Origin of the sequence: Mesorhizobium sp. LSHC412B00 (assembly GCF_000503035.1) — a bacterium.
Lineage (GTDB): Bacteria > Pseudomonadota > Alphaproteobacteria > Rhizobiales > Rhizobiaceae > Mesorhizobium.
In genome coordinates this window covers 34,483-56,782 of sequence record NZ_AYWB01000017.1, presented here as the reverse complement: position 1 = coordinate 56,782, position 22,300 = coordinate 34,483, and the positions used below count along the sequence as shown (strand labels likewise).

At 60.6% G+C, this 22,300-nt stretch carries 20 protein-coding genes; 10 read left to right on the top strand and 10 right to left on the bottom strand.

The annotated features are described in order from the left end of the window. Window positions 1–39: 39 nt before the first annotated feature. Window positions 40–1,650: an ABC transporter substrate-binding protein gene (locus X757_RS141150; protein WP_023727396.1), complete on the bottom strand. Its 1,611-nt coding sequence runs from the start codon at window positions 1,648–1,650 to the stop codon at window positions 40–42. Window positions 1,651–1,963: 313 nt separating this feature from the next. Here X757_RS141150 and X757_RS141155 point away from each other — a divergent pair, with 313 nt between their 5' ends. The 8 genes from X757_RS141155 to X757_RS1000000167105 all read left to right on the top strand — a co-directional run bounded on the left by X757_RS141155 (window position 1,964) and on the right by X757_RS1000000167105 (window position 9,079). Then, window positions 1,964–2,950, top strand: a complete 987-nt coding sequence (locus X757_RS141155) for an ABC transporter permease (RefSeq protein WP_023727394.1) — start codon at window positions 1,964–1,966, stop codon at window positions 2,948–2,950. Then, the gene (locus X757_RS141160) at window positions 2,950–3,948 is read left to right on the top strand and encodes an ABC transporter permease (protein WP_023727393.1); all 999 of its coding nucleotides are present in this window, start codon (window positions 2,950–2,952) and stop codon (window positions 3,946–3,948) included. Before X757_RS141155 ends, X757_RS141160 begins: the two co-directional genes overlap by 1 nt. A gap of 2 nt (window positions 3,949–3,950) precedes the next feature. Next, window positions 3,951–4,946 (top strand): ABC transporter ATP-binding protein, encoded by a 996-nt coding sequence (locus tag X757_RS141165; protein ID WP_023727392.1) that lies wholly within the window; start codon window positions 3,951–3,953, stop codon window positions 4,944–4,946. Beyond that, entirely contained in the window at window positions 4,924–5,871 is a 948-nt protein-coding gene (locus tag X757_RS141170; protein WP_023701121.1) for an ABC transporter ATP-binding protein, read from the top strand. The genes X757_RS141165 and X757_RS141170 overlap by 23 nt, the downstream gene beginning before the upstream one ends. 20 nt (window positions 5,872–5,891) lie before the next feature. Then, the gene (locus tag X757_RS141175; protein ID WP_023670876.1) at window positions 5,892–6,947 is read left to right on the top strand and encodes an aldo/keto reductase; all 1,056 of its coding nucleotides are present in this window, start codon (window positions 5,892–5,894) and stop codon (window positions 6,945–6,947) included. Window positions 6,948–7,008: 61 nt separating this feature from the next. Beyond that, on the top strand, window positions 7,009–7,647 hold the full coding sequence (locus X757_RS01000000165275; protein WP_156933479.1) for an NAD(P)H-dependent oxidoreductase: 639 nt from the start codon (window positions 7,009–7,011) through the stop codon (window positions 7,645–7,647). Window positions 7,648–7,945: 298 nt separating this feature from the next. Then, a complete protein-coding gene (locus X757_RS1000000169135) occupies window positions 7,946–8,245 on the top strand; it encodes a hypothetical protein (protein WP_245275109.1) in 300 nt (99 codons plus the stop codon). Between the two features lie 510 nt (window positions 8,246–8,755). Further along, the gene (locus X757_RS1000000167105; RefSeq protein WP_023727391.1) at window positions 8,756–9,079 is read left to right on the top strand and encodes a hypothetical protein; all 324 of its coding nucleotides are present in this window, start codon (window positions 8,756–8,758) and stop codon (window positions 9,077–9,079) included. A gap of 161 nt (window positions 9,080–9,240) precedes the next feature. Here the strand turns inward: X757_RS1000000167105 and X757_RS01000000165270 are convergent, their stop codons facing one another. Beyond that, the gene (locus X757_RS01000000165270; protein ID WP_155921622.1) at window positions 9,241–9,444 is read right to left on the bottom strand and encodes a hypothetical protein; all 204 of its coding nucleotides are present in this window, start codon (window positions 9,442–9,444) and stop codon (window positions 9,241–9,243) included. Between the two features lie 371 nt (window positions 9,445–9,815). Further along, window positions 9,816–10,187 carry a response regulator gene (locus X757_RS141180; protein WP_023670881.1) on the bottom strand — a complete coding sequence of 124 codons (372 nt, stop codon included), beginning with the start codon at window positions 10,185–10,187 and terminating at the stop codon, window positions 9,816–9,818. Window positions 10,188–10,676: 489 nt separating this feature from the next. On the opposite strand from X757_RS141180, the gene X757_RS141185 reads away from it, so the two are divergent. After that, on the top strand, window positions 10,677–11,369 hold the full coding sequence (locus X757_RS141185; RefSeq protein WP_023727390.1) for a class I SAM-dependent methyltransferase: 693 nt from the start codon (window positions 10,677–10,679) through the stop codon (window positions 11,367–11,369). 53 nt (window positions 11,370–11,422) lie between these two features. Here the strand turns inward: X757_RS141185 and X757_RS141190 are convergent, their stop codons facing one another. From X757_RS141190 to X757_RS141210, 5 genes are read right to left on the bottom strand one after another with little or no spacing between them, the layout of a single operon-like run. Continuing rightward, complete coding sequence (locus X757_RS141190; RefSeq protein ID WP_023670883.1) at window positions 11,423–11,689, bottom strand: acyl carrier protein; 267 nt, start codon at window positions 11,687–11,689, stop codon at window positions 11,423–11,425. 55 nt (window positions 11,690–11,744) lie between these two features. Beyond that, a complete protein-coding gene (locus tag X757_RS141195; protein WP_031251552.1) occupies window positions 11,745–13,301 on the bottom strand; it encodes a class I adenylate-forming enzyme family protein in 1,557 nt (518 codons plus the stop codon). Next, a complete protein-coding gene (asnB, locus tag X757_RS141200; protein ID WP_023727388.1) occupies window positions 13,291–15,318 on the bottom strand; it encodes an asparagine synthase (glutamine-hydrolyzing) in 2,028 nt (675 codons plus the stop codon). Before asnB ends, X757_RS141195 begins: the two co-directional genes overlap by 11 nt. A gap of 6 nt (window positions 15,319–15,324) precedes the next feature. Next, window positions 15,325–16,305: an NAD(+) synthase gene (nadE, locus tag X757_RS141205; protein WP_280940388.1), complete on the bottom strand. Its 981-nt coding sequence runs from the start codon at window positions 16,303–16,305 to the stop codon at window positions 15,325–15,327. Continuing rightward, complete coding sequence (locus tag X757_RS141210) at window positions 16,302–19,052, bottom strand: AMP-binding protein (protein WP_023727386.1); 2,751 nt, start codon at window positions 19,050–19,052, stop codon at window positions 16,302–16,304. Before X757_RS141210 ends, nadE begins: the two co-directional genes overlap by 4 nt. 342 nt (window positions 19,053–19,394) lie before the next feature. Here X757_RS141210 and X757_RS141215 point away from each other — a divergent pair, with 342 nt between their 5' ends. Further along, complete coding sequence (locus X757_RS141215) at window positions 19,395–20,120, top strand: AAA family ATPase (protein ID WP_023670888.1); 726 nt, start codon at window positions 19,395–19,397, stop codon at window positions 20,118–20,120. Window positions 20,121–20,199: 79 nt separating this feature from the next. Here X757_RS141215 and X757_RS141220 read toward each other — a convergent pair whose 3' ends face one another. Then, window positions 20,200–20,412: a DUF768 domain-containing protein gene (locus tag X757_RS141220; protein WP_023670889.1), complete on the bottom strand. Its 213-nt coding sequence runs from the start codon at window positions 20,410–20,412 to the stop codon at window positions 20,200–20,202. A gap of 88 nt (window positions 20,413–20,500) precedes the next feature. Beyond that, complete coding sequence (locus X757_RS141225; RefSeq protein ID WP_023727385.1) at window positions 20,501–21,979, bottom strand: M10 family metallopeptidase C-terminal domain-containing protein; 1,479 nt, start codon at window positions 21,977–21,979, stop codon at window positions 20,501–20,503. Between the last annotated feature and the right edge of the window lie 321 nt (window positions 21,980–22,300).

Below are 22,300 nucleotides of genomic sequence, written 5' to 3'. Positions count from 1 at the left end.
GGGAACCCGTGCGTGAAGACCGCGCACGGGTTTGGCGGATCAGGCGACGATGTGGGCTGTTGCGAGGGAGCCGGCATTGCCCTCGGCGCCCACCGTGTGGTCGGCGATGCGCTTGTTGTAGAGGGTGATTTCCGGCTGGCTGACGATGCCGATGTCGGGCAGGTCCTCGACCAGGATCTGCTGGATCGCGGCCCATTGCTCGAAGCGCTTTTCGTGGTCGACCTCGACAGCGGCCGCTTCAAGAAGTTCATCGACCTTGGGGTTGCTGTATTTCGAGCCATTCGAGAACGGCACGCCCGGCTTGAAATTCTTCGACCAGTAGAGGCGCTGCACGCCGACCGTCGGGTCGAACAGATTGCTCATGCCGTTAAAGGTGAAGTCGAAATCACGGTCGGTGTAGATGCGCTTGGTGTAGGTGGCGAAATCCTGGCTGCGCACGGTAACCGCGATCCCGACCGCGGACAGCGCCTGCTTGATGTATTCAGCGCCACGCTTGTAGGTCTCACCGCTCGGAACATAATCGTGGACAAGCTTGAGCCGGATGCCGTCGGCGTCGCGCGGCAAGCCTGCCTGGTCGAGCAGTTTCTCAGCGGCAGCAATGTCGACCGGATAGGTCTTCAGGTCGGCGACGAACCACTTCTTCAGATTGGGATTGATCGGGCCCGGAATGGTCGCGCCATAGCCGTAGTTGATGGTGTCGCGGATGATGTCGCGGTCGATGACATGGGCGAAGGCGCGGCGGACGCGAACATCCTGGAAATAGGGTTTCTCCAGGTTGAACTCGACCCGGCTGATGCCGTTGGAATACTGGTAACCCTGCTTCTCGAAGCCGATATGCGGCAGCGTTTCGAATCGCTGCAAATCGCTGTACGGGATCGGCGTTGCCGGCGCCAGGTCGATCTCACCGGTCTCGAGCGCCAGTGCGCGTCCCGAGGCGTCCGGAATGAAACGCACGATCAGCCGGTCGAGATAGGGGCGCGGTGCATCCCAATAGCCGGGGTTGCGTTCGTAGACGATGTGGCTGCCGCGGACCCATTCCTTGAAGACGAATGGGCCGGTGCCGATCGGAGCCGTGTTGACCGGATTCTCGGCGGCCTTGCTGCCGTCATAAAGATGCTTCGGCACGATCGGCGTTTCGGCCGCGGCCAGCGCCGTGATCAGGTAAGGTGCCGGCTTCGACAGAACCAGCGTCACGGTCAGCGGATCCGGCGTCTGGATATCGACAAGGTTGAGGAAGGTGTTGCGGCCGCGCGGATGAACCTCCTTGATCGTGGCGATCGAATAGGCGACGTCGGCAGCGGTGAATGGCTGGCCGTCATGCCACTTCACGCCTTCGCGCAGCTTGAATGTGTATTGCAGGCCATCGTCGCTGACCGACCACTGCCTGGCCAGCGATGGCCGCGGCGTGAGATCGAAATCATAGGTCAGCAGGCCCTCGGTGGTCTTTGCCGAGACGTAGACCGAATTGAATGCGGTGTGGGCGATCGTCGTCAGCACCGGCGGCTCGGCCGAGAGCAGCAGCGTCGCCGTCCCACCCTGTTTCGGCTCGGCTGCGTAGGCACTGCGCGATGCGGGCAACAGGGTGGCTCCGAGCAGTGTCGCCGAAAGGCCGAGGAACCTGCGGCGGTTCGGAGTGAGGAAATTAGACATGGTGCCCTGGTCCTTTTTTGCTGCCGGCATCAATCGGCCGGTCGTCGGCAGCCGGGTGAAAAATCCATCGTTCCAAGAGCCGGCCCGTTTGTGAAAAGATTTGGCCGCCGCGCTCCCGCACTTAAGATTTCATACTTCAAATGGCTTTTTTTGTAGCATGAAATAAAATTCTATTCTGCAGTTTCGCCATTTGCAGAACAAAATTTCTTAGATCAGGTTTGACAATGTCTATAAATCTTGTCAACTAAAAAGCTCGGAACTTCCGGGAAACAGTAAACCCGCATCGTCAGCCACAGCCGGGATAGCGAAAACGATGTCGACCCTGACGCGCATTGGAAGAACGTTTCGACGCACCGCGATCCAGGCGGTGCCGACCGTTCTGGGCATTGTGATCCTGAACTTCTTTCTGCTGCAGCTTGCGCCCGGCGACGCCGCCGACGTCATGGCCGGCGAGGCCGGCTCGGCCACGGTGGAGACCATGGCCGCTCTGCGCCAGCGCTTCGGGCTCGACAATCCGCTGCTCGTCCAGTTGTTCAATTATCTCTACAACCTAGCGCATTTCAGCCTCGGCTTTTCACCGCGCTACGGCATGCCGGTCGCCGACCTGATCGGCCAACGGCTGCCGGGCACACTGTTGCTGATGGCGGTGGCGCTGAGCATCGCCATCGCACTCGGTCTCGTCCTCGGATCGTTGATGGCGTTGTTTTCGGGACGCCTGCCGGATCGTCTGCTTTCGGTCGTTTCGCTGCTGTTCTATTCGATCCCGGGCTTCTGGATCGGCTTGATGCTGATCGTGCTGTTCTCGGTCAAGCTCGGCTGGCTGCCGAGCGGCGGTTCGGGAACCATCGGCAGCAATCTGACCGGTCTCGCCGGCCTGTGGGACAAGGTGCGCTACATGATCCTGCCGGCGCTGTCGCTGGCACTGTTCTACGTGGCGATCTATGCGCGGCTGACGCGTGCGGCGATGCTGGAAGTCCAATCGCAGGACTATGTGCGCACCGCCGCCGCCAAGGGCTTGTCGCCAACCATCATCACCATCCGCCATGTCCTGCGCAACGCGCTGATCCCCATCACCACCATGGCCGGCATGCATGTCGGCGGCATGCTTGGCGGCGCCGTTGTTGTCGAGACCGTCTATTCCTGGCCCGGCCTCGGGCGTCTCTCCTTCGAGGCGGTCATGGGCCGTGATTTCACCGTGCTGCTCGGCATCCTTTTGTTGTCGTCATTGCTGGTCATCATCGCCAACGCGACCGTCGACCTTCTGCACGCCTGGCTCGACCCCCGCATCGGAGTACGCTGATGGCTTCCACCGACTTTGCCGCCGGCGACATCCGCTCCCGCGGTCTCTATGGCGACGCTCGCGAGCCTGCGACACCGCCTGAACCAGAGACAAAAAGCTGGAGCAATCTCCATGCGCCGGACGCACGCTCCGCTTCGGCAGCATCTGTCCCGATTGCAGCCGGCGGCCGGGCGCTGAAGATTTTCCTGCGTAATCCCAATGCCATGTTCGGCGTGGTGTTCCTGTCGCTGGTCGTGCTGGCGGCATTGCTGGCGCCCGTCCTCTATCCGGCCGATCCGCTGTCGATGGTGGCGCGGCCCTTCCTGTGGCCAGGCCAGAATCCTGCCTTCCCGCTGGGCACCGATTCCATGGGCCGCGACGTGCTTTCCGGCATTCTGCATGGCGCGCGGATTTCGCTGTTCGTCGGCCTCGTGGCGACGGCGCTTGGCCTGAGCTTCGGCATCCTTGTCGGCGCCACCGCCGGCTATTTCGGCGGCTGGATCGACGACCTGCTGGTGCGCCTGATCGAAATCTTTCAGACCATACCGAGCTTCGTGCTTCTGGTCGTCATGGTGGCGATCGCGCAGCCGACCGCACCTGTCGTGACGGTGGCGATCGCCGTCATCACCTGGCCAACGGTGGCGCGGCTCACCCGCGCCGAATTCCGCGCCATTCGCGAAAAGGATTTCGTCATGGCCGCGCGCAGCCTCGGCTATGGCCATGCCCGCATCATCTTCCGCGAGATACTGCCCAATGCGCTGCCGCCTTTGATCGTGACCTCGTCGGTGATGGTGGCAACCGCAATCCTGATGGAATCGGCGCTGTCCTTCATGGGTCTCGGCGATCCCAATGTCGTCAGTTGGGGCTCGATGATCGGAGCGGGGAGGGAGCTGATCCGCACCGCCTGGTATCTGACCGCACTGCCAGGGCTTGCGATCGTCTTCACCGTGCTGGCGCTGAACCTGATCGGCGATGGCCTCAACGACGCGCTCAATCCGCGCTTCTCGCAGGAGCGCTAGAGATGGCTGCCTTGCTCAGGGTCGACAATCTTACGGTTCGTTTCCCGACCACCGAGCCGGTCAGCCGGCTGAGCTTCGAGGTTGGCGAAGGCGAGACGCTGGCGATCGTCGGTGAATCGGGCTCCGGCAAGTCGCTGACCGCACTTGCCCTGATGCAGCTTCTGCCGCGCTCGGCGAAAATCCCCAATGGCAGGATCGAATTCGCCGGCAGGGACCTGCTCGACCTCGACCAGAAGGCGATGCGCAATTTGCGCGGGCGCGAGATCGCCATGATCTTCCAGGAGCCGATGACTTCGCTCAATCCGGTGCTGACCATCGGCCGGCAGATCACCGAGGTGCTGACGCTGCACGAAGGCATACGCGGACAGGCCGCGCGGAACCGTGCCATCGAGCTTCTCAACCTGGTGCGGATTCCCGATCCGCAGCGGCGCATCGACGACTATCCCCACCAGCTTTCCGGTGGCATGCGCCAGCGAGTCATGATTGCCATTGCCGTTGCCTGCCGTCCGCGCCTGCTGATTGCCGACGAACCTACGACGGCGCTGGATGTGACCATCCAGGCGCAGGTGCTCGACCTGCTCGATACGCTGCGCCGCGAACTGTCGATGGCTGTCGTGCTCATCACCCACGATCTCGGCGTCGTCGCGCAGTGGGCCGACAAGGTCGTCGTCATGTATGCAGGACGCAAGGTTGAACAGGCGCTGCCCGGCGCGCTGTTCAGAACTCCGCTCCATCCCTATACGCGCGGCCTGCTGGCCGCTTCGCCAAGGCTGAAGACCAATCTGCACTACCGCGACGCCAGGCTGACGGAGATACCCGGCAGCATCGTCTCGGCCGCTGGCGAGAAAGGCTGCCCGTTCCGGCCGCGCTGCGCGGTGGCGCGCGATAGCTGCGCCCATTTCGTGCCCGACCTCGTCGAGGTGAGCGAGGATCGCCTCGTCGCCTGCCCCTACAGCTTCATTCCGGAGGTTGCGCATGGCGCTGCTCTCGGTCTCTGACCTCTCCACGCATTTCCATGCTCAGGGTGGTGCGTTGCGCGCCGTCGACGGCGTCTCGCTCGAGGTCGGACGCGGCGAAACGGTTGGCCTCGTCGGCGAAAGCGGCTGCGGAAAATCGACCCTCGGCAAGACAATCATGCGGCTGGTCGATCCGACCAGCGGCAAGATCGAGTTCAACGGCACCGACATCACCGTTCTCGACGCCCGCCGGCTGAAGGCGGCGCGCCGCAACATCCAGATGATTTTCCAGGATCCGTTCGCGTCGCTCAACCCGCGCCACACGATTGGCGACATCCTGACCGCGCCGCTGAAAGTCCATAGCATCGGCAACAAGGCCGAGCGGCGCAAGATTGTAGAGGATATCATCGAGCGCGTCGGTCTGCCCAAGGATTCGCTTGGCCGCTACCCGCATGAATTTTCCGGTGGTCAGCGCCAGCGCATCGGCATCGCCCGCGCGCTGATCCTCAATCCGGAACTGGTCGTCTGCGACGAGCCGGTGTCGGCGCTCGACCTTTCGATCCAGGCCCAGATCCTCAACCTGCTGGTCGACATGAAACGGCAGCTCGGCCTGTCCTACCTGTTCATCTCGCATGATCTGTCGGTGGTCCGCTATTTCGCTGACCGGGTGCTGGTCATGTATCTCGGCCGCATCGTCGAAAGCGCCGACAATGCGACGCTGTGGACCTCGCCAAAACATCCCTACACGCGCGCACTGATGGACGCCGTGCCGGACCCGGCGCGCCGGCGTCAGGCAGCGCCGATCCATGGCGATCTGCCGAGCCCGCAGAACATCCCCAGCGGTTGCCGTTTCCACACGCGCTGCCCGCTGGCGACGGATCTCTGCCGTTCGCAGGAGCCTGCATTCCGGGCGATCGCGGCGGGGCATCACGTCGCTTGCCACTACGCCGAACCAACCCTCAACTGAAAGTTCAACGGAGCAAAACAATGTCCGATTACCGCTATCTCGGCCGCAGCGCCCTGAAGGTTTCCCCGCTCAGCCTTGGCACCATGATGTTCGGCGGGCCGACCGAGGAGACGGTCGCGCACCGCATCATCGACAAGGCGCGCGAGCAAGGCGTCAATTTCATTGACACCGCCGACGTCTACCACAATGGCAAGTCCGAGGAAGTTGTCGGCCGCGGCATCAAGGCGACGCGCGATCATTGGGTGGTGGCGACCAAATTCGTCAACTCGCATGACAAGGGTCCCAATCTCGGCGGCCATTCACGCAAATGGGTGATCCAGACCGTCGAGAACAGTCTGCGGCGCCTGGGAACAGACTACATCGACCTGTTCTATTTCCACCGCGCCGTCTTCGATGCGCCGCTGGAGGAGCCGGTGCGGGCCATCGCCGACCTGATCCGCCAGGGCAAGCTGCGCTATTTCGGCGTGTCGAACTTCCGTGGCTGGCGCATCGCCGAAGTCGCGCATCTCGCCGATGAACTCGGCATCGACCGGCCGGTGGCCAGCCAGCCGCTCTACAACATCGTCAACCGCACCGCCGAGGCCGAGCAACTGCCGGCGGCAGCCTATTTTGGTCTTGGTGTCGTCTCCTACAGCCCGCTGGCGCGCGGCGTGCTGACCGGCAAATACGAGCCCAACCAGGCGCCAGCCGCCGACACTAGGGCCGGGCGTGGCGACAAGCGTATCGCCGAGACCGAGTGGCGCCCGGAATCGATCGAGATCGCCAGGCAGATCGCGGCGCACGCAAAGTCGCGCGGTGTCTCGGCCGCCGATTTCGCGCTGGCCTGGGTGCTCAACAACCGGCTGATCACGGCGGCGATCGCCGGTCCGCGCACTGAGGAACAGTGGGACAGCTACGCCAAGGCGCTGGACTTCAGGCTGACCGCCGAGGACGAGGCCTTTGTCGACCGCCTCGTCACCGCCGGCCATGCCTCGACGCATGGGTTCAACGATCCGAGCCATCCGGTCGAAGGCCGTGTGCCGCGTTCCGAGCCGGCCGCACCGATCCCGCTGACGCGGCCTCTGCGCGCCGCCTGACGGTCAGCTGTGGACTGGCGGGGCCGGCGGCCCCGTCAGAGTCTCCAATCATTTCGCACAGATGAGAGAGACCACGAATTTCCATGTCGAACGGCTGCGCCAGAACATCGTCGTGTTGTCAGGCAACACCCATAGGCCGTCGAAATCACGGAGGCTGGCGCATCATCTGGGTGAGGCACTACGCGAAAAACTGTCGGTCACAGTGAATTTCCTCGATCTCGTCGATGCCGGCCGCGGTCTGGGTGCTGCGTTCACGCGAAAGGAATTGACGCCGGAGGCGCTTGATGTGGTGGCCGCGGTCGAACAAGCCGACGCGCTGATCGTGACGACGCCGGTCTATAATGGTTCCTATGCTGGCCTGTTCGACCTCATCAATCCGCTGGCACTCGTCGATCGCCCAGTCCTGATCGGCGCGACGGGAGGCGGCCAGCGCCACGCGCTGGTGGTCGAACACCAGCTTCGCCCGCCGTTCGGCTTCTATTCGGCGCTGAGGGTGCCGAGCGTCGTCTATGGCAGCGACAGCGATTTTGCCGACGGCAAGCTTTTGGATCCAACGGTCCTGGGCTGGCCGCACAGGCCGTGGACCAGTTCGCGACGTTGCTTTCAGCGCGGCAGCCGAAGAGCCAACCGGTCAGGCTGGCTTCAGGCTGACGGGTATCGGGCTCGGCCAGGTGCCGGCTGCCTCGGCAAACGGAACTAAGGGGTTCGGGAAGGTCGTGAACATCTTTTAGTGTAGTAGGGTGATGGCTGCCTGGAAGTTTCGCTATTCGTGTTCCATCTGAAGGCCAAACACCGAGCGTTCGGTGCTTTGGCCGTCCTCGGAACCATACGGAACGATGCGGGAAGATTCTGATTTTTGCCCGCGAAAAACCCAACAAAATCGCCGATTTTCGTTCGCCCTCCGGGCCTACCAGTCGCCTTGATGAACAAGGCTTTGCGTCGAGGGTAGACAACCTGGTTAGACAGTCGGTCAGACAAACCGCTTCAGAAGCTTCGCCATGCCCTCCACGGCGAGCCGCTCCTGCTCCGTATCGACTTTTTTATTGAAATCCCGAATTCGGTGGCCTTACAAGACCGATGTTGCCATTGCTCGTAGGTCGGCTGTGATGGATAACGTGGTTCCATTCCGCAAGGCCGTGCCTTGCGTCGAAGTGACAGAAACCTGCGGCGAATGGTTCGTCCGCGTGGTTGAGAAAGATCAGGAAATTGCCCGGTCATTCAATCAGGAATCGTTCGCGTTGTCCTTTGCAGAAGGCCAGCGGACACGCCTAGGGCTAGCGAAGGTCGTGCGCCTGTAGGGCGCTGTGGGGCGGCATTGTTGGCATTCAAGCATGAGCGGAACCTAATTTGCAGCCGCAAATTAATGTCAATGAATGAACTCCCAAACCGGAAAAAACTCGTGCCTGACCCTCAGCCTCGGCGGGGCTCCAACAAAGGTGTGTTGCTAGCGGCTGCAGCGCTGCTGTTTGCCTTTCTCGCTCTTATTCTGTTTGCGTTTTTTCAGTAAGTGCGCGCGGCGCCGGCTTCCCAGAGAGGGCAGAGCACCTGCCGACGTGATCTTCGATCGCTCGCGTCCTTGCGGCGGGGCGACTATCCAAGCCGGCTCGGTTCGTCGCTCCTGACGGGTTCGGCGGTCCCACCACAGCAGGATGATCATTCGGCAATTTTTGGCAGCGCCGGTATTCAACTCACGCCCAAAGCGATTGAACTGAAGCTGGCCGTCGATGTCGTGACTGACGCAGCATGAGCCGAACAGGCGAGGCAAGCGCAAGCCTTGGGGCCCAACCTCAGACAGACGAAGCACGCTCGTGCAGTCTGGAGACAGCGCAACGAGTTATTCATTCGGGCGCCTTCGCATCACCAGCGGAACGAAAGAGTTAATTGGCGGTTTACTAGGGAAGGAGTGCAGGACGAAAAACATTGAGGATTTCTGCCATGACAATGTTGTTCGACCACTCGACTCTGAAGGTTACAAGCGCAGCGTGGTCTACCATGCCGCACGCTTGTCCATGCTCCACAATCGAATGCTGAAGCGTTTCGAGAAGGTCGATAAAGCGGCTGAAAAGGTTGAAGCCGAGGTGGAGCTGTTTGATGAAGCTGTTCGCACTCTCTACGAATGGGCGGCATGTTGACCGCCGACGTTCCTGCTAGCGCGTATACGGGCGCGGGGTTCACCGTTGCTCCACCAGGCGATGTCGCGCCACGGATTTGGGCTTGATAAGCATGATCTAATGTATACGATTCACCCAGCCGGCCTGGCTCCCCCGCCATCGGGCCGGTCAGGCCCGACGGTTCAACGCACCACCCCAAACGACTGTCGGGCCGCCAGGACGCTCACTGCGCAGCCGGGTTCATGCTTTGCCTTTTTTTCTCGAAAAGCGCGAGCTTGGTCATATAACCAATTCTGATTTTTGCATGGCATTGGGTGCAGTTGAAGTTGGATATCACCTTCAACCACGATCCCTTTTTTATGATGACATGAGAACAGTTTGGACATTCCAGTTCCAGGTACTCGTCCCCCATATCGTTTGAAATCGGCACTACGACACTCCCCAACAGTTGCCCGTGAAACTTGCGCTTCGAGATCGGCCGGCACCTCCGTGCTCAAACCCCGAACGTGGGTCCTTGGCAGATGTTCCGCAATCCGACCTCTGGCGACCGGGATCGGACCTAAGTCCAAATCGCCGCCAACAGGCCGAGAAGTGGAACCCCGGCGGATGCTTTTTGAACGCTGAATTTCCGTCCTCGCCGGTCGTAGTCCGCCGTCCTCATGGCCAAAGCGCCAATGTTGCCCTTTGTGAGACTGACCTCGTCCGGCCTACCAGGTCGCCAGGGCGCAACTCCGGTAATAATGCGGCGGAGCGAATGTCAGCGCGAAGCTGTGCGCAGGGACGCCAACTCGCTGACAGCAGCAAGGATGACAGCATCGGTTGCCGGCTTCGGAAGGAATCTGCAGTCGCGGAAAGCCGCGGGAACGTCGGCGGGGCCAAATCCCGACAAGAAGGCAAAGGGGATGCCTCGCGCCTGCAATATCCTCGCCACCGGCAGACCCGTTTCACCGTTCAGCTGGATGTCTAGCAACGCCACGTCAATCTTGTCCGATTCGACAAGACGCAGAGCGGCGGATACCGACGGCACAGGTCCGACCACCTGATAACCGGCGCGACGCAGTCGCGCGGCAGTGTCCTGCGCGACTAGCCATTGATCCTCAACAATCAGAACACTCACGCTTTCGCTCACGGCCCCTCTCTGCGATTGACCGGAAATGAGATGTCGATCCGAGACCTTCGGACAGTTGTTTCGACATGTCCGCAAACCTATAGGTAACCTCTCCATGCAGCAAGGTGAGGCTGATGCTGGAGCGGAGGCGCTTCCACCGACCACTTGCTGAATTACTGGAGCCGAAGATTAGCGTGTCAATGGAGCTGCGGTCCGCCTCCGCTCCATCAGAGTTGGATAGGCGTTTACCCTCTCCAAGATCCGCAAAATCTAAAAGCCTCCGTACCACGCCATTGGCTCTTCAAAGCATCAGCAGCACCTCTCTCTCTCTCTCTCTCTTGGGCGACCTGAGATTGCGATCGGTCAATGAGCGTCAGAAGTGCGATGCACCGAGTTTGTGCCTGCAGTTTTTCGAAGGAAAGGCTTGAGAATTCATGATTTCGGAGCAGGTTTGGCTGGCGCATGAGCGCCGCAGATCTATACTGGGGAAATCAAGCGATGGGGTCGGCCATGAGCAAAGAGTTCAGTGTAGCTGATGCCTATGGCGCCGGCCGCGCCATCTTCATGGGACTTGAACTGCTGGTTTCGCCCGGTGCGCTCGTCCCCAGACCTGAGACCGAGTTGCTCGGCAAGACCGCGCTTGGTGTGTTGCATCAGATGAACCTGCCGGCTCCGCGCATAGTTGATATGTGCTGCGGCACTGGGAATCTGGCGTGCGCGATCGCCTACCATGTGCCCAGCGCCCTTGTCTGGGCAAGCGATCTCACCGATGAATGCGTCGAAACGGCACGCCGCAACACCTCACATCACGGCATGGCTGAGCGTCTTTCGGTGCTTCAGGGCGACTTGTTCGACTCTCTCATCGGCCTTGGGCTAGACGGAACTATCGACGTAATCGTCTGCAATCCGCCTTACATTTCTGAAAAGCGGCTCGAGGGCGACCGCGCCCATCTGATCGAGCTTGAGCCGCGCGAGGCGTTCGCAGCCGGCCCTTACGGCCTGAGCATTCATATGCGCGTACTGAAAGACGCACCGCGATACCTGCGGCGTGGCGGCATCCTGCTCTTCGAGGTCGGGCTTGGCCAAGACCGACAGGTAGCGGGTCTGCTGGAACGCAGCAAGGCATTCGAGAACATCCGTTCGGTCTCGAACGAAGCGGGCGAGGGCCGGGTGGTTCTGGGGCAAGTCAAGTCGCAGGCATGAATCCTGCGACAGTCAGACCAAATACGGGCTGCTCTGGGCGTAACGCTTACCCATCAGTTCATTTTGCGGATGATGTATTGCTCGATCCCCTGGATGGAATCGAGGTTTTCAGGCAGAAGTTCGCTATCCTCGACGGTAATGCCAAAGGTCTCCTCGATGAAGCCGATAATCTCAAGCACACCCGTCGAGTCGACAATGCCTTGATCGAGCAAGGATGCGTCATCCAGCAATGCCTTGACGTCGCTGACGTAGAAATTTGAAACCAAGAAACTACGAATCTGCTCGCTGTAGATTCCGGTGCGTTCCTTGATGGTCAACATGAATTCGTCCTCCGTGGCGTCACCATTAAATCAGCGACTTGGTTCTGGCCCCGCATCATGACAGCGCCGTTTTCTTGAGTTTTCCCGTGTCCGTCATCGGCAGGTTCGCCACAACGACGATGGATTTCGGGACCATGAAGTTTTCCAGACGCTTCTGGCACTCCTTCTGCAGTTCCCTTTCGCCAATGGCTCTTCCATGCTCCATCACCACAAAGGCTTTCACCGCTTGCCCGAGGAGCTCGTCGGGAACACCGATGACAGCCGCTTCCCGGACTCCTGGAATGTCCATGAGTACGTTTTCCACTTCCCTTGGCGCCACCTTCTCGCCTCGCGACTTTATGATCTCATCCCCACGGCCAACGAAGTAGAGGTAACCCTCCGTATCCATCCGGCAGTAGTCGCCGGTGTATAGGACCTGCTCGCCGGGCAGCGGGCCGGGTTTGAGTTTCCTGGCCGTTGCCTCGGGCTTGCCCCAATACCCGTTCATCACCGTTGCGCCGCGAATGACGAGTTGGCCGACAACGCCGGGGCCTATCCGCCTGTCATGCTCGTCAACGATCCACATCTCCGTATTCGGGATTGCGATCCCTACGCTCAATGGCTTTCGCTCGAGGTCCTCTGGCGGCAAATAGGTGCAACGTTTGCATTCGGTGAGACCGTACATCGAATAGATGCGTGCACCCGAAAACAGCTCGCGAAGCATGAAAATATGCTTGAGGGGTAGGGCTGCCGCAGTGTTTGTGACGTAGCGGATGCTCGAGAAATCCTGGTCTTTGAGGGACCTGAGTTCGGAGAGTGCGGCAAAGATTGTGGGCACGCCGGGAAAGCCCGTAACTCCCTCCTGCCTGATCAACCCGAGGATCTGTGCCGGGAAAGCGAACGAGCGTTCGAGCACCAGCCGGGCGCCGGTACGAAAAGCCATGATCATCTGGTACAGTCCATAATCGAAGGCGAGGGGTAGGACATTGAGGATCACCTCGTCCTCGGCAATCGCCAGGTAGGAAGCGATAGACGCGCACGCGGTCATCATGTTTCTGTGCGTCAGCATCACGCCCTTGGGTTCGCCCGTCGACCCGGACGTGTAGATGATGGCTGCCAGATCAACATCGATGCACTGCCGTGCCGGCGGCGTATCCGCGCCATTGGCGAGGGCGGCGTCCCAGCGCATGGCAAACGGCAGCTGGGCGAGTTCGACGTCGTCGATAGGTCCCGATACGATCACCCGCAGAAGTGACGGGCAGCCGCGCGCCGGCTCGCGGAAGATCGCTTGCAGATGGCCGTCCGTGATGAGCGCCGTCGGCCGGCAGTCGTTGAGCAGATAATCGAGCTTGTCGCTCTTGGTGAGTGGGTTGACGATGCACACCACCGCATTCGCCTTTAGCACCGCCCAGAAGCTAACCACCGTCTCGACGGTGTTGTCGGCGAAGATCATCACGCGATCACCGCGAACGACTCCGGATGCGGACAGGTCCCAGGCGATCGCGTTGGCTCGCGTTTCGAGTTCGAGGTAGGTGACACGCTGCCTGTTGCACACCAGCGCCACCTTACTTCCGTGTCGGACGGCGGAATGGGCGAGGTAGTCATGCAGCAATGGTACGGCATCATGCAACATACAGGCGCTCTTCCCGATGTTCGCAGTCGACGTCGACGCTGAGCGTGCATTCGAGCGTTGCACTGGGACAACCCGCGACGAACTGCTGATGAAGAAGTTGGGTCGACAACACGCCGACCAGCGCCATGTTGTCGGCATTGGACAGGTCGCCATCGCCAGTTCTGGCCTGGCATTTGGCAAGCAGGTGCGTGACCCCCTTTGGATCGAAGACATTCGCCTCGCGCAGGGCCGTCTGCGAAACCGCCTCGCGAGCGTAATCCGGAGCGTCTGCGCCGACGAAGCAAAGCGCGTTGGGCGCGCGGAAGGGCTGCTTCTTGCGGGCTACGATCTCGGAGGGCAGGATGGGTGCCGCCATGCGCTTCAGCACGTGCTTCTCATCGAGGCCGCGGAGTTTGAAGGAGGGCGGCAGCGAATTCGCGAGCCTCACAAGTTCATCGTCCAGGAACGGGAAGCGGCCCTCGACGGAGTGAGCCATCAGCATCCTGTCGCCTTGCGAGGAGAGCAGATAGCCCGACATCAGTGTTTGGACCTCGAGATACTGGTCCTGCGCAAGAGGGCCCCAACGGGCAAACTGCGCGGGCAGACGGGCGAGCAACTCGGACACGGCGTCGCGGCCCTGCGTTTGAGCGCGCATGTCGGTCGTAAACAAGCGCTTGATGGCCCTGGTGGTTTGCCAGCGCGTTTCATGAGCAAAGCCCGGCGCGTCGTAAGCCTGAATATTTCGCCCGAAGAACTGACGCGCCATCGCCTGCTGTTGCACCGGCGAGCGGGTGAGATAGGGGTAAAGGCGTTCCAGGAGCCGAGAGCGGCGTGTCGATGTCGGGTGGCGCCCCCAGAAGCGGCGGACCTTGCCTTCGCGGAACAGGTCGTAGCCGGCGAACATTTCGTCAGCGCCTTCGCCGGTCAGCACGACCTTGATGCCACGCTCGCGCACCAGCCGCGAGAGCAGGAAGAGCGGCGCCGGGGCAGTCCTCAGTATCGGGCGTTCGGTGTGTCGGATTACCTCCGGAAAGATTCCGGCGATATCTCTGCGCGAAACGACCACTTCATGGTGCTCACTGCCGATCGTCTCGGCAACCATTCGCTGGAAGCGGGTCTCGTCATATTCGGCGTCGGCAAAACGCAAGGAGAAGGTTTGGAAGCGATCGCCCGCGAAGCGCCTCGCGAGCGCGGCCACAAGCGAACTGTCCAGCCCTCCGGAGAGGTAGCACCCGACAGGCACGTCTGCGCGCGCCATTCTGAGCGCCGTCGCGGCCTCAAGAGCGCTAGATACGCGGTCCACCGCGTCATCGCTGGACCCGGTGAACTCGCCCTGCCGCGATCCGAACTTGTCGGGATAGGAAGGCTGCCAAAAAATCCGCTCACGAACGGTGCCATCCTGATAGATGCGGACACGACCCGGCTCGAGTTCGTTGATTCCCTGGAAAACTCCTTGCGGCGGAACGACCGTCCAGAGCGTGAACGTCTGATCGATGCCGGCGGGATCAAAGGCGCGAGGTATGGTTCGATCGGCCGCGAAAATGGCTTTCACTTCGCTGGCGAAATAAAGCCGGTGCGCATGCTCGCTGAAATACAGCGGGCAAATGCCGAAGCGGTCGCGCGACAATACGAGACGATTGGCCACTGAATCCCAGATCGCAATTGCCCATTGGCCGTTCATCCGCTCGAAGGCCGTTTCTCCCCACTCACGATAGGCGTGTAGCGCGACCTCCGTGTCGCTGCGGGTTCGGAAGCGGTGGCCGAGCGCCGTGAGTTTTTCACGCAATTCGACGTAGTTGAATATCTCGCCGTTGAACACGATCCACGTCGTATCGCCTGTATCCGCCATCGGCTGCTGGCCACCGGAAAGATCGACGATGGACAGGCGCACATGCGCCAGCCCCGCGCGTCTGTCCCGGTAGAGACCGCGCCCGTCGGGACCGCGATGCGCCAGCGCGCCCATCATCTGCATCAGCGCCTGCCGCGAAGGAGAAGCCGCTGTGGCATTCAGCGCCACGATTCCAGCGATGCCGCACATGCTCGGTCAATCTCCGCCTTCCGCGGACAGCAAAGGCCGCGCGTGAAGATAGTGGGCCGCCCTTCGTTTCGCTTCGATGTCCTTGAACACTTTCTGAAGCTGGGGCTCGGTGAGGCCAGCAACCGCCGCGAGCTCATTGCTGGCGACCCCGTGGTTCAGGCCGTAGAGGCATAGATCCATGAGGTGATAGGGCAGCGCGAAATAGAATTCTTCCTGGCTTTGGGCCATGGAAAAAGTGTCGGTGGTCGGTGGCCGCCGCCGGATTTCATCATCCACCTCGAGATATTCCGCGAGTTGATAAACCTGGGTTTTGTAAAGGTGAACGATCGGCATCACGTCGGCGGCTCCGTCGCCCTGCTTGACAAAAAAGCCCTGGTCGTACTCGAGGCGATTTGGAGTGCCGACAACCGCGTATTTGAGGCGGTCGGCGTGATAGTATTCCGTCATCTTGCGCAGGCGCTGCTTGTAGTTTGTCGCAGCAACGATCTGCAGATAGGCAGCTGGCGGCAGACGCACGGTATCTACTTTACCCTGCGGATCCTGGACCGTGAGGCGGGTTATATTGAGCCCGCTGCTCTCCAGAACCGACGCGATCACCAGCTTGCATTTCCATCCTTCCCCATAATCGGGAACGACGGTCTGGATCGCCTCGATCTGCCGGCGGTAGGCCCCAATGGCCTCCAGTGCCGGTGCTATGTCCTCAAGGACGCTTTCAATGCCAAGCTGTGCCGCGAGGCGGCGGCCAAGTCTCAGGGAGTCGCCGGAAGAATCCCGCTCCGGCATGAACAGTCCCAGGACCTTGTCTTTCCCGAACGCGCGCATGCACAAGGTCGCGACGACGGAGCTGTCGATACCGCCGGAAAGACCGACAACCACGCCGCGACGATGCAGGGTGCCGAGAACCTGAGTGCGCAAGGTGTCAACGATGCGATCGACCTCCGCGCGGGCATCGAGCGTCAGCATGTCCTTGCTGAATTCCGGAATTATGTCGATGACAAGTCCTCCCTTTTGCGAGATTCGGCGGGGGAATAGGTCTGCACGATGGCCGTCTCGATAAGCGGACGGTTGGTGGCAAGGTTTGGTTCGACGACAAGGTCGATGTGGCTGCCCGTGATCGAAATGACGTCCAGGTGTGCCAAGACGCTGTCCCAGCCCAAGGCCCGCGGCATTCCCTCCCTGCGACATCGGAACAAGGTACCGGAGAGGGGCAGAGCCGGCTTCGGTGCCTCAAGCCACTGGAAGAATGACTTCGCCCTTAAAACCTCCTGCAGTTCCAGTTTGGTCCTGAAGATCGTCGGGTTGAACTCTCCATTGGCAAATCTGTCCAGAATCCTGGCCAGACGCGCTTCGCCGCCCACGGCGACGGTGATCTTCGCAAGGGCTCTGCAAGCCATCCGGTGCGCGGATATGCGGTTGGTGCGAATACGATAGAACGTACGGGTAAGAGTCTCCCAATGGTTGCTCGGCTCGTCCAGAAGGCTCGTGTCGAGGATGCCCAGGAACCGCACCGTTCGCCCGGCCTTCATGAGCCGTGCGGCAACCTCGAATGCAACCGCGCCACCCAGAGAATGGCCGAGAAGTCGCACGGGGCCTGCAGGTTGGATGCGGCTTATCTGCTCGAGTGCGGCGCCAGCCATGGCGCTGAGGGTGTTGTGTCCGTCCAGTATCGCCGCAAGGCTCGGATATCGGATGGGGTTTACACGGGCGACTTTCCCCATGGCGGCTGCGAACGCAGCCAGGCTCGGACCATAGCCAACGGACCCTGGAAACAGGAAAAGAACCGGGGGGTGGTGCTTCTTTTCGCGCCCTTCGCCTAACCGTGCAGAGACGACCGCCTCAACCATCTCGTCCAAGCTCATGCCGACGGTGAATGCCTCGAGGCCCAGCTCTTGCCCGATGGCGTTTTCGATCGCCATGACGCAGTGCAGCAGCTGCAGCGAATCTCCTCCAGCATCATCCCAGTTTCCCGTGGCAGTGCCTGTGTTGAGAACCTGCGTCCACGCGTGCTGCACTATTTGACGCGTGTCCTTTGCTCCTCCGGCGGGCGGAGCATCGAGAGTGGACGACCGGGCGGCTCGCGCCCTCCTTCCGTGCGAACGATCTATCTCGGCCAGTGTTGCCAAATCGACCTTACCTCCCGACAGGCGTGGGATTGCGTCAACGGTGTGCAATCGCAAGGGACGCAATGGTGCCGGCAAGGTCATTCTGAGGAGCTTGCGAAGGTCGTCTGCAAAAGCGCCGCCTGCGAAGCGCTGGGGAACCGCGAAGGCGATGAGTTCCTGCGCGGCAGTTACCATCACCACGGCATCCGCTACCGAAGGCGCGCAACGCAAGACCCGTTCGAGTTCGGCGGGCTCGATGCGTCGACCATTGATCTTGATCTGGCGCCCTTTGCGGCCGACGATCCTCAAGATGCCATCATCGTCGAGCCGAACGAGGTCCCCGGTCGAAAAAAGCCGAGCCTCGGGATCGTCGGGGTCCGGCTGCGCGGGAACGACCACACCGTTCTCCCAATGACCAAGCAGGACATAGCGGCTTTTGATAAGAAGCTCTCCACTTTCGCCTGGCCCTACATTGCGCTCCGCTTCGTCGACGATAGCGAATGTCATACCAGGGAGCAGCCTGCCGACGGGAACCGACGCGTCTTGCTCGGGCCAGTCAGGCGGCAAGAACCATTGCGAACCGATGGTTTCAGTCGATGAGTAGCCGATCTGGATCAGACACTGGTCCGAAACGGCTTTGCGCAGCAAAGCGATGTCCGTCCATGACACTTTCTCCCCACCGATCCGCGCCACTCTGAGCGGCCAGGAAGCGTCGGCGGGCGCCTCAGCCAGGAGGGCTCGAAGCAGTGCCGGCACAAGATAGGCGATCGTCACACCTTCGGACTGCAACCGAGCGCGCGTAGCACGCAGGCCGACAGCCTCCACCTCGAGAAGATGCAACGTGGCGCCCGTCAGCAGCGCCGCAAAGATCTCCCGGCAACCGGCGATCGTGGCTGGCCCGGTCAGCGGCAGGAAAACGTCATCCGCGCTGATATGGCACGCATCGACATATTGCCGGACCCGCCATAGCAGGCTGCGTTGGCTGTTGACGATTCCCTTGGGGCGCCCGGTGCTGCCCGAAGTGTAAAGCACCAATGCGGGCGCATCGACCGAAACCATAGGGGGCTTATGCTGCTGTTCTGGGTGTTGATCGTTGGACGCCACGGCGGCCGCAATTTCGATCCAGATGATCTCTTGGGCCAATTCGACCGGGCGAACATTTTCGGCGCCTATAATCGCGCCGAGCCCCGCGGCACTGACTATATCGAAAATGCGAGAGGCGGGATCTCTTGTGTTGAGCGGAACCGAAGGCCGTCCCGCCGCCATGGTCGCCAACATCGCCACAGGATACCAAGCGGAGTTTGCTTGCAGGATGCCGATGGCCTGCCCTTCGGGGACGACGGCAGCGATATGAGTTGCCAGCGTCTCGACCGCCCGGAAAAGCTCAGAAAAAGTCAGGCGGTTCGCGCCGTCGCTGATTGCGAGCTTGTCAGGATGCCGCCTGGCGACATCTCCAAGGTGGTCGAAGATTGGAATGTCTGCAAATTTGGCACCCATCTGTCGGTAACGGCGCCAGACTGGCCCCCCTTGGTCAAGGTCATATTCGGGAACGACTGACCACCTTCGGGTGGGTCGCAGATCCACCTGTAGGTTTTGATTTGCCACTTCCGAATGCAAACACACTGAGGACATTCAGGGCCCCGCCAAGCTGTCGGTCGAACATCGCTCGCCGCGGAGATCTTTTCATCAATCATTCGGATGATGCCTCGATCTTGCCTAGCCAGCGCTTCCCGAGCGTCCTTCAGAAGTTTTGCCATTCGTGTCCAGCACCGGTCGTTTTTCCTTGCAAGCTCCGTGGAGCGCAAGACGGCTTGCCCAGGCGAACGGATGCGATCGGCATCTCCGCTAGAATCCGGGCTCGGTGCCTAGATTCACTGACTGGAACAATCATTCAAATGAACGTTGGTGTGATCTGAAATCCGGCTAAGCTTGATCCGTAGGGGAATGACTGCTCGTTCGGAGACGCTTGAGCATATGATCATCGAGTTGTTTGGGCCGCCTGGCGCGGGTAAAACCACGCTGCTTCGCGGCCTCTGCCAAGGGCTGGCGAGACACGGCATCAATGTGAAGACAGTAAATGGGTATCGCCTGATTGAACCTGGATCGGCCCAGGATGACGCTCCGGAAATCCGCCATGGCATAGGAAGAATTGGCAAAAAGATTGCCACATCCGGTCCTATCTTGCTGTCGACCTTGCCAAAGGACAGTGTCGCGGCCCGGCTTCTGGCATCGATCCCTCTTCGAAGCCGCGTGTGGTCATGGCGAATGAAGGTCGACATCGCCCAACTGTGCCAGTCCTGGCGCCAAGCGCGGGAGTCGCCCGGTTGCTTCATCTTCGAAGAGGGCATGATTCAGGCTTTGTGTGCGCTGGGTGTGCTGGCTAGAACTCCAAGCCTCGACGCGGTCCGCGAGTGCCTGGCGTTCCTGCCGCGGCCGGATCTCGTTGTGCAACTCGACGCGCCCCAGGAAACGTTACGCCGCCGTCTTGTGGATAGGCATGCGCAGCAACCGCTCCTCGAGGTTATGCTGTTCGAACTTGGCGTGGACAAAGGATTAAGGCAGGCCGAAATCTCAAGAGAGGTCGGCGAGTGCCTGCGCCAGGACCGATGGCCGTTGATACAAGTCAATGGTGCTGAACCTCACGACGTGGACGGGGTCGTCGCGCGCGTTCTGGGAGAGCATGTTGGTCATGCTGCCTAGGCTGGCCCATGACCTATGATCCACGACACATTTATGCATTTGGCGCCAAGCCGGGCAGCATCTGCCGCCAAGCGCGCAATCATGTCGAATCGTGCTGATCGAGCACTTCGAGCATGGTCGTCAACATGCTTCCGACTTCCTCAGAGATTTCCTCGGGGCGGATTCCCGCTCTGATGGCATCCGCCGTTGCTTGGTCCGCAAGTTTCGCCGCAAGAGCCGGATCGGCCTTGGTGTAGAGTGGGATCTTATCCTCTACCCATTTCTGCAGGAATTCGATGCCGCGCGCGCTCATACCAAGTACAAGCTCGGCCGGGCTTCTTGGTTCCGTCAGCCATATTCAAGAACGTCAGACCATCTTGCTCAGGCTGACGTTCCCACGGTCACGTCACGATGAACGAGGACGCCGTCAGAGCCAGATGTGGCGATAGAGTGGCAAATTGGATCTGATGTGCGCCGCCCGAGCCGTCGCTGTCAAAGGAAAGCGCGCCGGTCGTGCTGTTATAGACGATGTGATCGCCGCTGTCGTGCGCGGCCCTGCCGGCGTAAAACGCCGAAGAGGGAAGGGCGCCTGTATGCAGGCCGGCAAACACGGTGTGGTCGAGTTGGATCTTGTCGTGGCCCACTTTGAAATCGGTGACCTTGTCGATATTGCCGACCTTGAGAGCCGAATCGAAGACAAAGACGTCGTTGCCGCCATGTCCCGTCAGAACGTCTCTCCCGCCACCGCCGTTGATAGTGTTGCTCCCGGAATTGCCATCAATGGTTTGGGCGAATTCGTTTCCCGTGAGCTTGATGGCGGCAGTTCCCAATTTGCTGGCGGTCGCAAGATGCTCGACCTGCGAGCCGGCCGACAGCGCGTAGCTGACCGATGCCAGCACGCTATCGTTGCCGCTGTGCCGCAGTTCCACCACCTTGTCGCCGGCGTTGTTGACATAGTAGGTGTCGTTGTAGCCGCGGCCCATCATCGTGTCCGCGCCAGCGGTGCCGCGAAGCACATCCGCGCTACCCGTGCCGTAGAAAATGTGATCGCCGGTGCTGGTCGGAGGGACACTTGTGGGCGGAGGCACTGTGCTGGTAGGCGGCGGCGTCGGTTCGCTGGCCGAAGGACCGCTTGCGGTGCTCTGGTTGTGTTGAAGGAACAGAGCCTGCAGCGTCGGCGAGCTCTCAAGCGCCGTGTCGCCCTGTTGAGAACCCCAAGCATAGGCATAGTCGAAGGCGGGCGAAGGCGCTACCTTGGCCCAGTGGTCCAACATGGTCTTTTCCTGAGCAACGCTGGGCAGGACATAGCGACCGCCCGTGTCGGTCGTCCAGTCGCCGCCGCCGAAGGTCTGATACACGGGAACGACCTGACTGAGCGGGATGCCCGAGGCGACGGCCGCCGCCACAGTCCTGTCGATCATGTTGTAGTCAATCGTGCTTGTTCCGGTCCGTACCGGGTAGGGATCCAAGCCGTAATAGTCGATATGCGTGTTGGCAGGATTGAATGTGTTTGAAAAGTCGGGGTTAGCGGAAGACCCCATGTTCATCATGGTTATGAAGGTCTTGGCGCCGGGCAGGTGGCTGTGGATCCAGTCTGACTCCGCCTTCAGATCAGCGGCGGTGGCATAAGTTCCCCATTTGCCGGTCGGGTCCGGCTCATCGACGAGGAAGAAGCCAAACACTTTCGGATTGCCGATGAAGGGCGTGACCTTCTGGATAAAGGAGGAGGTTGCACCATCGGCTTCATTGAGCCACACTAGGCCTTTCTGGCCGGCCGGCAAGGCGTTGAGCTGGTCCAAGGAAGATACATCAACAAGATTGAATCCAGCTTTCGCGACCTCGGAGGCCGACCCGCCCGAGGCGTAATGGAGTGTTGTCATTGACATACCCTTCGTCCGATTCGGTAGGCGCCCCACACCTGCCTAGGGAAAGGATCCATTAGCGACAAATCAAATACCGGCGTCCCTTGATAGAATCTTTGATCATCGTCCGGAAAACACAACAGCCTCGATGTTACGCTTGCGTTAGAGGTTTGTAGATGATCCAAGTATGTCGGGCGCTCAAGCCTGCAACGAAAGCATTGCAGCGAAGTCTGCCGGAGCGCCTGCGCATTTGCAGTGGCGGCAATCGGCCAATGCGCGCTTCGGTTGCGCGAGCCACCGCCCAAATGCGCGCTTCCGCAGGATTTATTCGAGCTCAGA

What these genes read in the sequence shown, in the direction of transcription:
- asnB (WP_023727388.1), bottom strand. Translation starts at nt 15,318, where the DNA reads ATGTGCGGCATCGCTGGAATCGTGGCGCTGAATGCCACAGCGGCTTCT.
- X757_RS1000000169135 (WP_245275109.1), top strand. Translation starts at nt 7,946, where the DNA reads ATGCCCTCCACGGCGAGCCGCTCCTGCTCCGTATCGACTTTTTTATTG.
- X757_RS141160 (WP_023727393.1), top strand. Translation starts at nt 2,950, where the DNA reads ATGGCTTCCACCGACTTTGCCGCCGGCGACATCCGCTCCCGCGGTCTC.
- X757_RS141225 (WP_023727385.1), bottom strand. Translation starts at nt 21,979, where the DNA reads ATGACAACACTCCATTACGCCTCGGGCGGGTCGGCCTCCGAGGTCGCG.
- X757_RS141220 (WP_023670889.1), bottom strand. Translation starts at nt 20,412, where the DNA reads ATGAGCGCGCGCGGCATCGAATTCCTGCAGAAATGGGTAGAGGATAAG.
- X757_RS01000000165275 (WP_156933479.1), top strand. Translation starts at nt 7,009, where the DNA reads ATGAGAGAGACCACGAATTTCCATGTCGAACGGCTGCGCCAGAACATC.
- X757_RS141190 (WP_023670883.1), bottom strand. Translation starts at nt 11,689, where the DNA reads ATGTTGACCATCAAGGAACGCACCGGAATCTACAGCGAGCAGATTCGT.
- X757_RS141215 (WP_023670888.1), top strand. Translation starts at nt 19,395, where the DNA reads ATGATCATCGAGTTGTTTGGGCCGCCTGGCGCGGGTAAAACCACGCTG.
- X757_RS141170 (WP_023701121.1), top strand. Translation starts at nt 4,924, where the DNA reads ATGGCGCTGCTCTCGGTCTCTGACCTCTCCACGCATTTCCATGCTCAG.
- X757_RS141185 (WP_023727390.1), top strand. Translation starts at nt 10,677, where the DNA reads ATGAGCAAAGAGTTCAGTGTAGCTGATGCCTATGGCGCCGGCCGCGCC.
- X757_RS141175 (WP_023670876.1), top strand. Translation starts at nt 5,892, where the DNA reads ATGTCCGATTACCGCTATCTCGGCCGCAGCGCCCTGAAGGTTTCCCCG.
- X757_RS141155 (WP_023727394.1), top strand. Translation starts at nt 1,964, where the DNA reads ATGTCGACCCTGACGCGCATTGGAAGAACGTTTCGACGCACCGCGATC.
- X757_RS141165 (WP_023727392.1), top strand. Translation starts at nt 3,951, where the DNA reads ATGGCTGCCTTGCTCAGGGTCGACAATCTTACGGTTCGTTTCCCGACC.
- X757_RS01000000165270 (WP_155921622.1), bottom strand. Translation starts at nt 9,444, where the DNA reads ATGTCCAAACTGTTCTCATGTCATCATAAAAAAGGGATCGTGGTTGAA.
- X757_RS141195 (WP_031251552.1), bottom strand. Translation starts at nt 13,301, where the DNA reads ATGTTGCATGATGCCGTACCATTGCTGCATGACTACCTCGCCCATTCC.
- X757_RS141210 (WP_023727386.1), bottom strand. Translation starts at nt 19,052, where the DNA reads ATGTCCTCAGTGTGTTTGCATTCGGAAGTGGCAAATCAAAACCTACAG.
- X757_RS141150 (WP_023727396.1), bottom strand. Translation starts at nt 1,650, where the DNA reads ATGTCTAATTTCCTCACTCCGAACCGCCGCAGGTTCCTCGGCCTTTCG.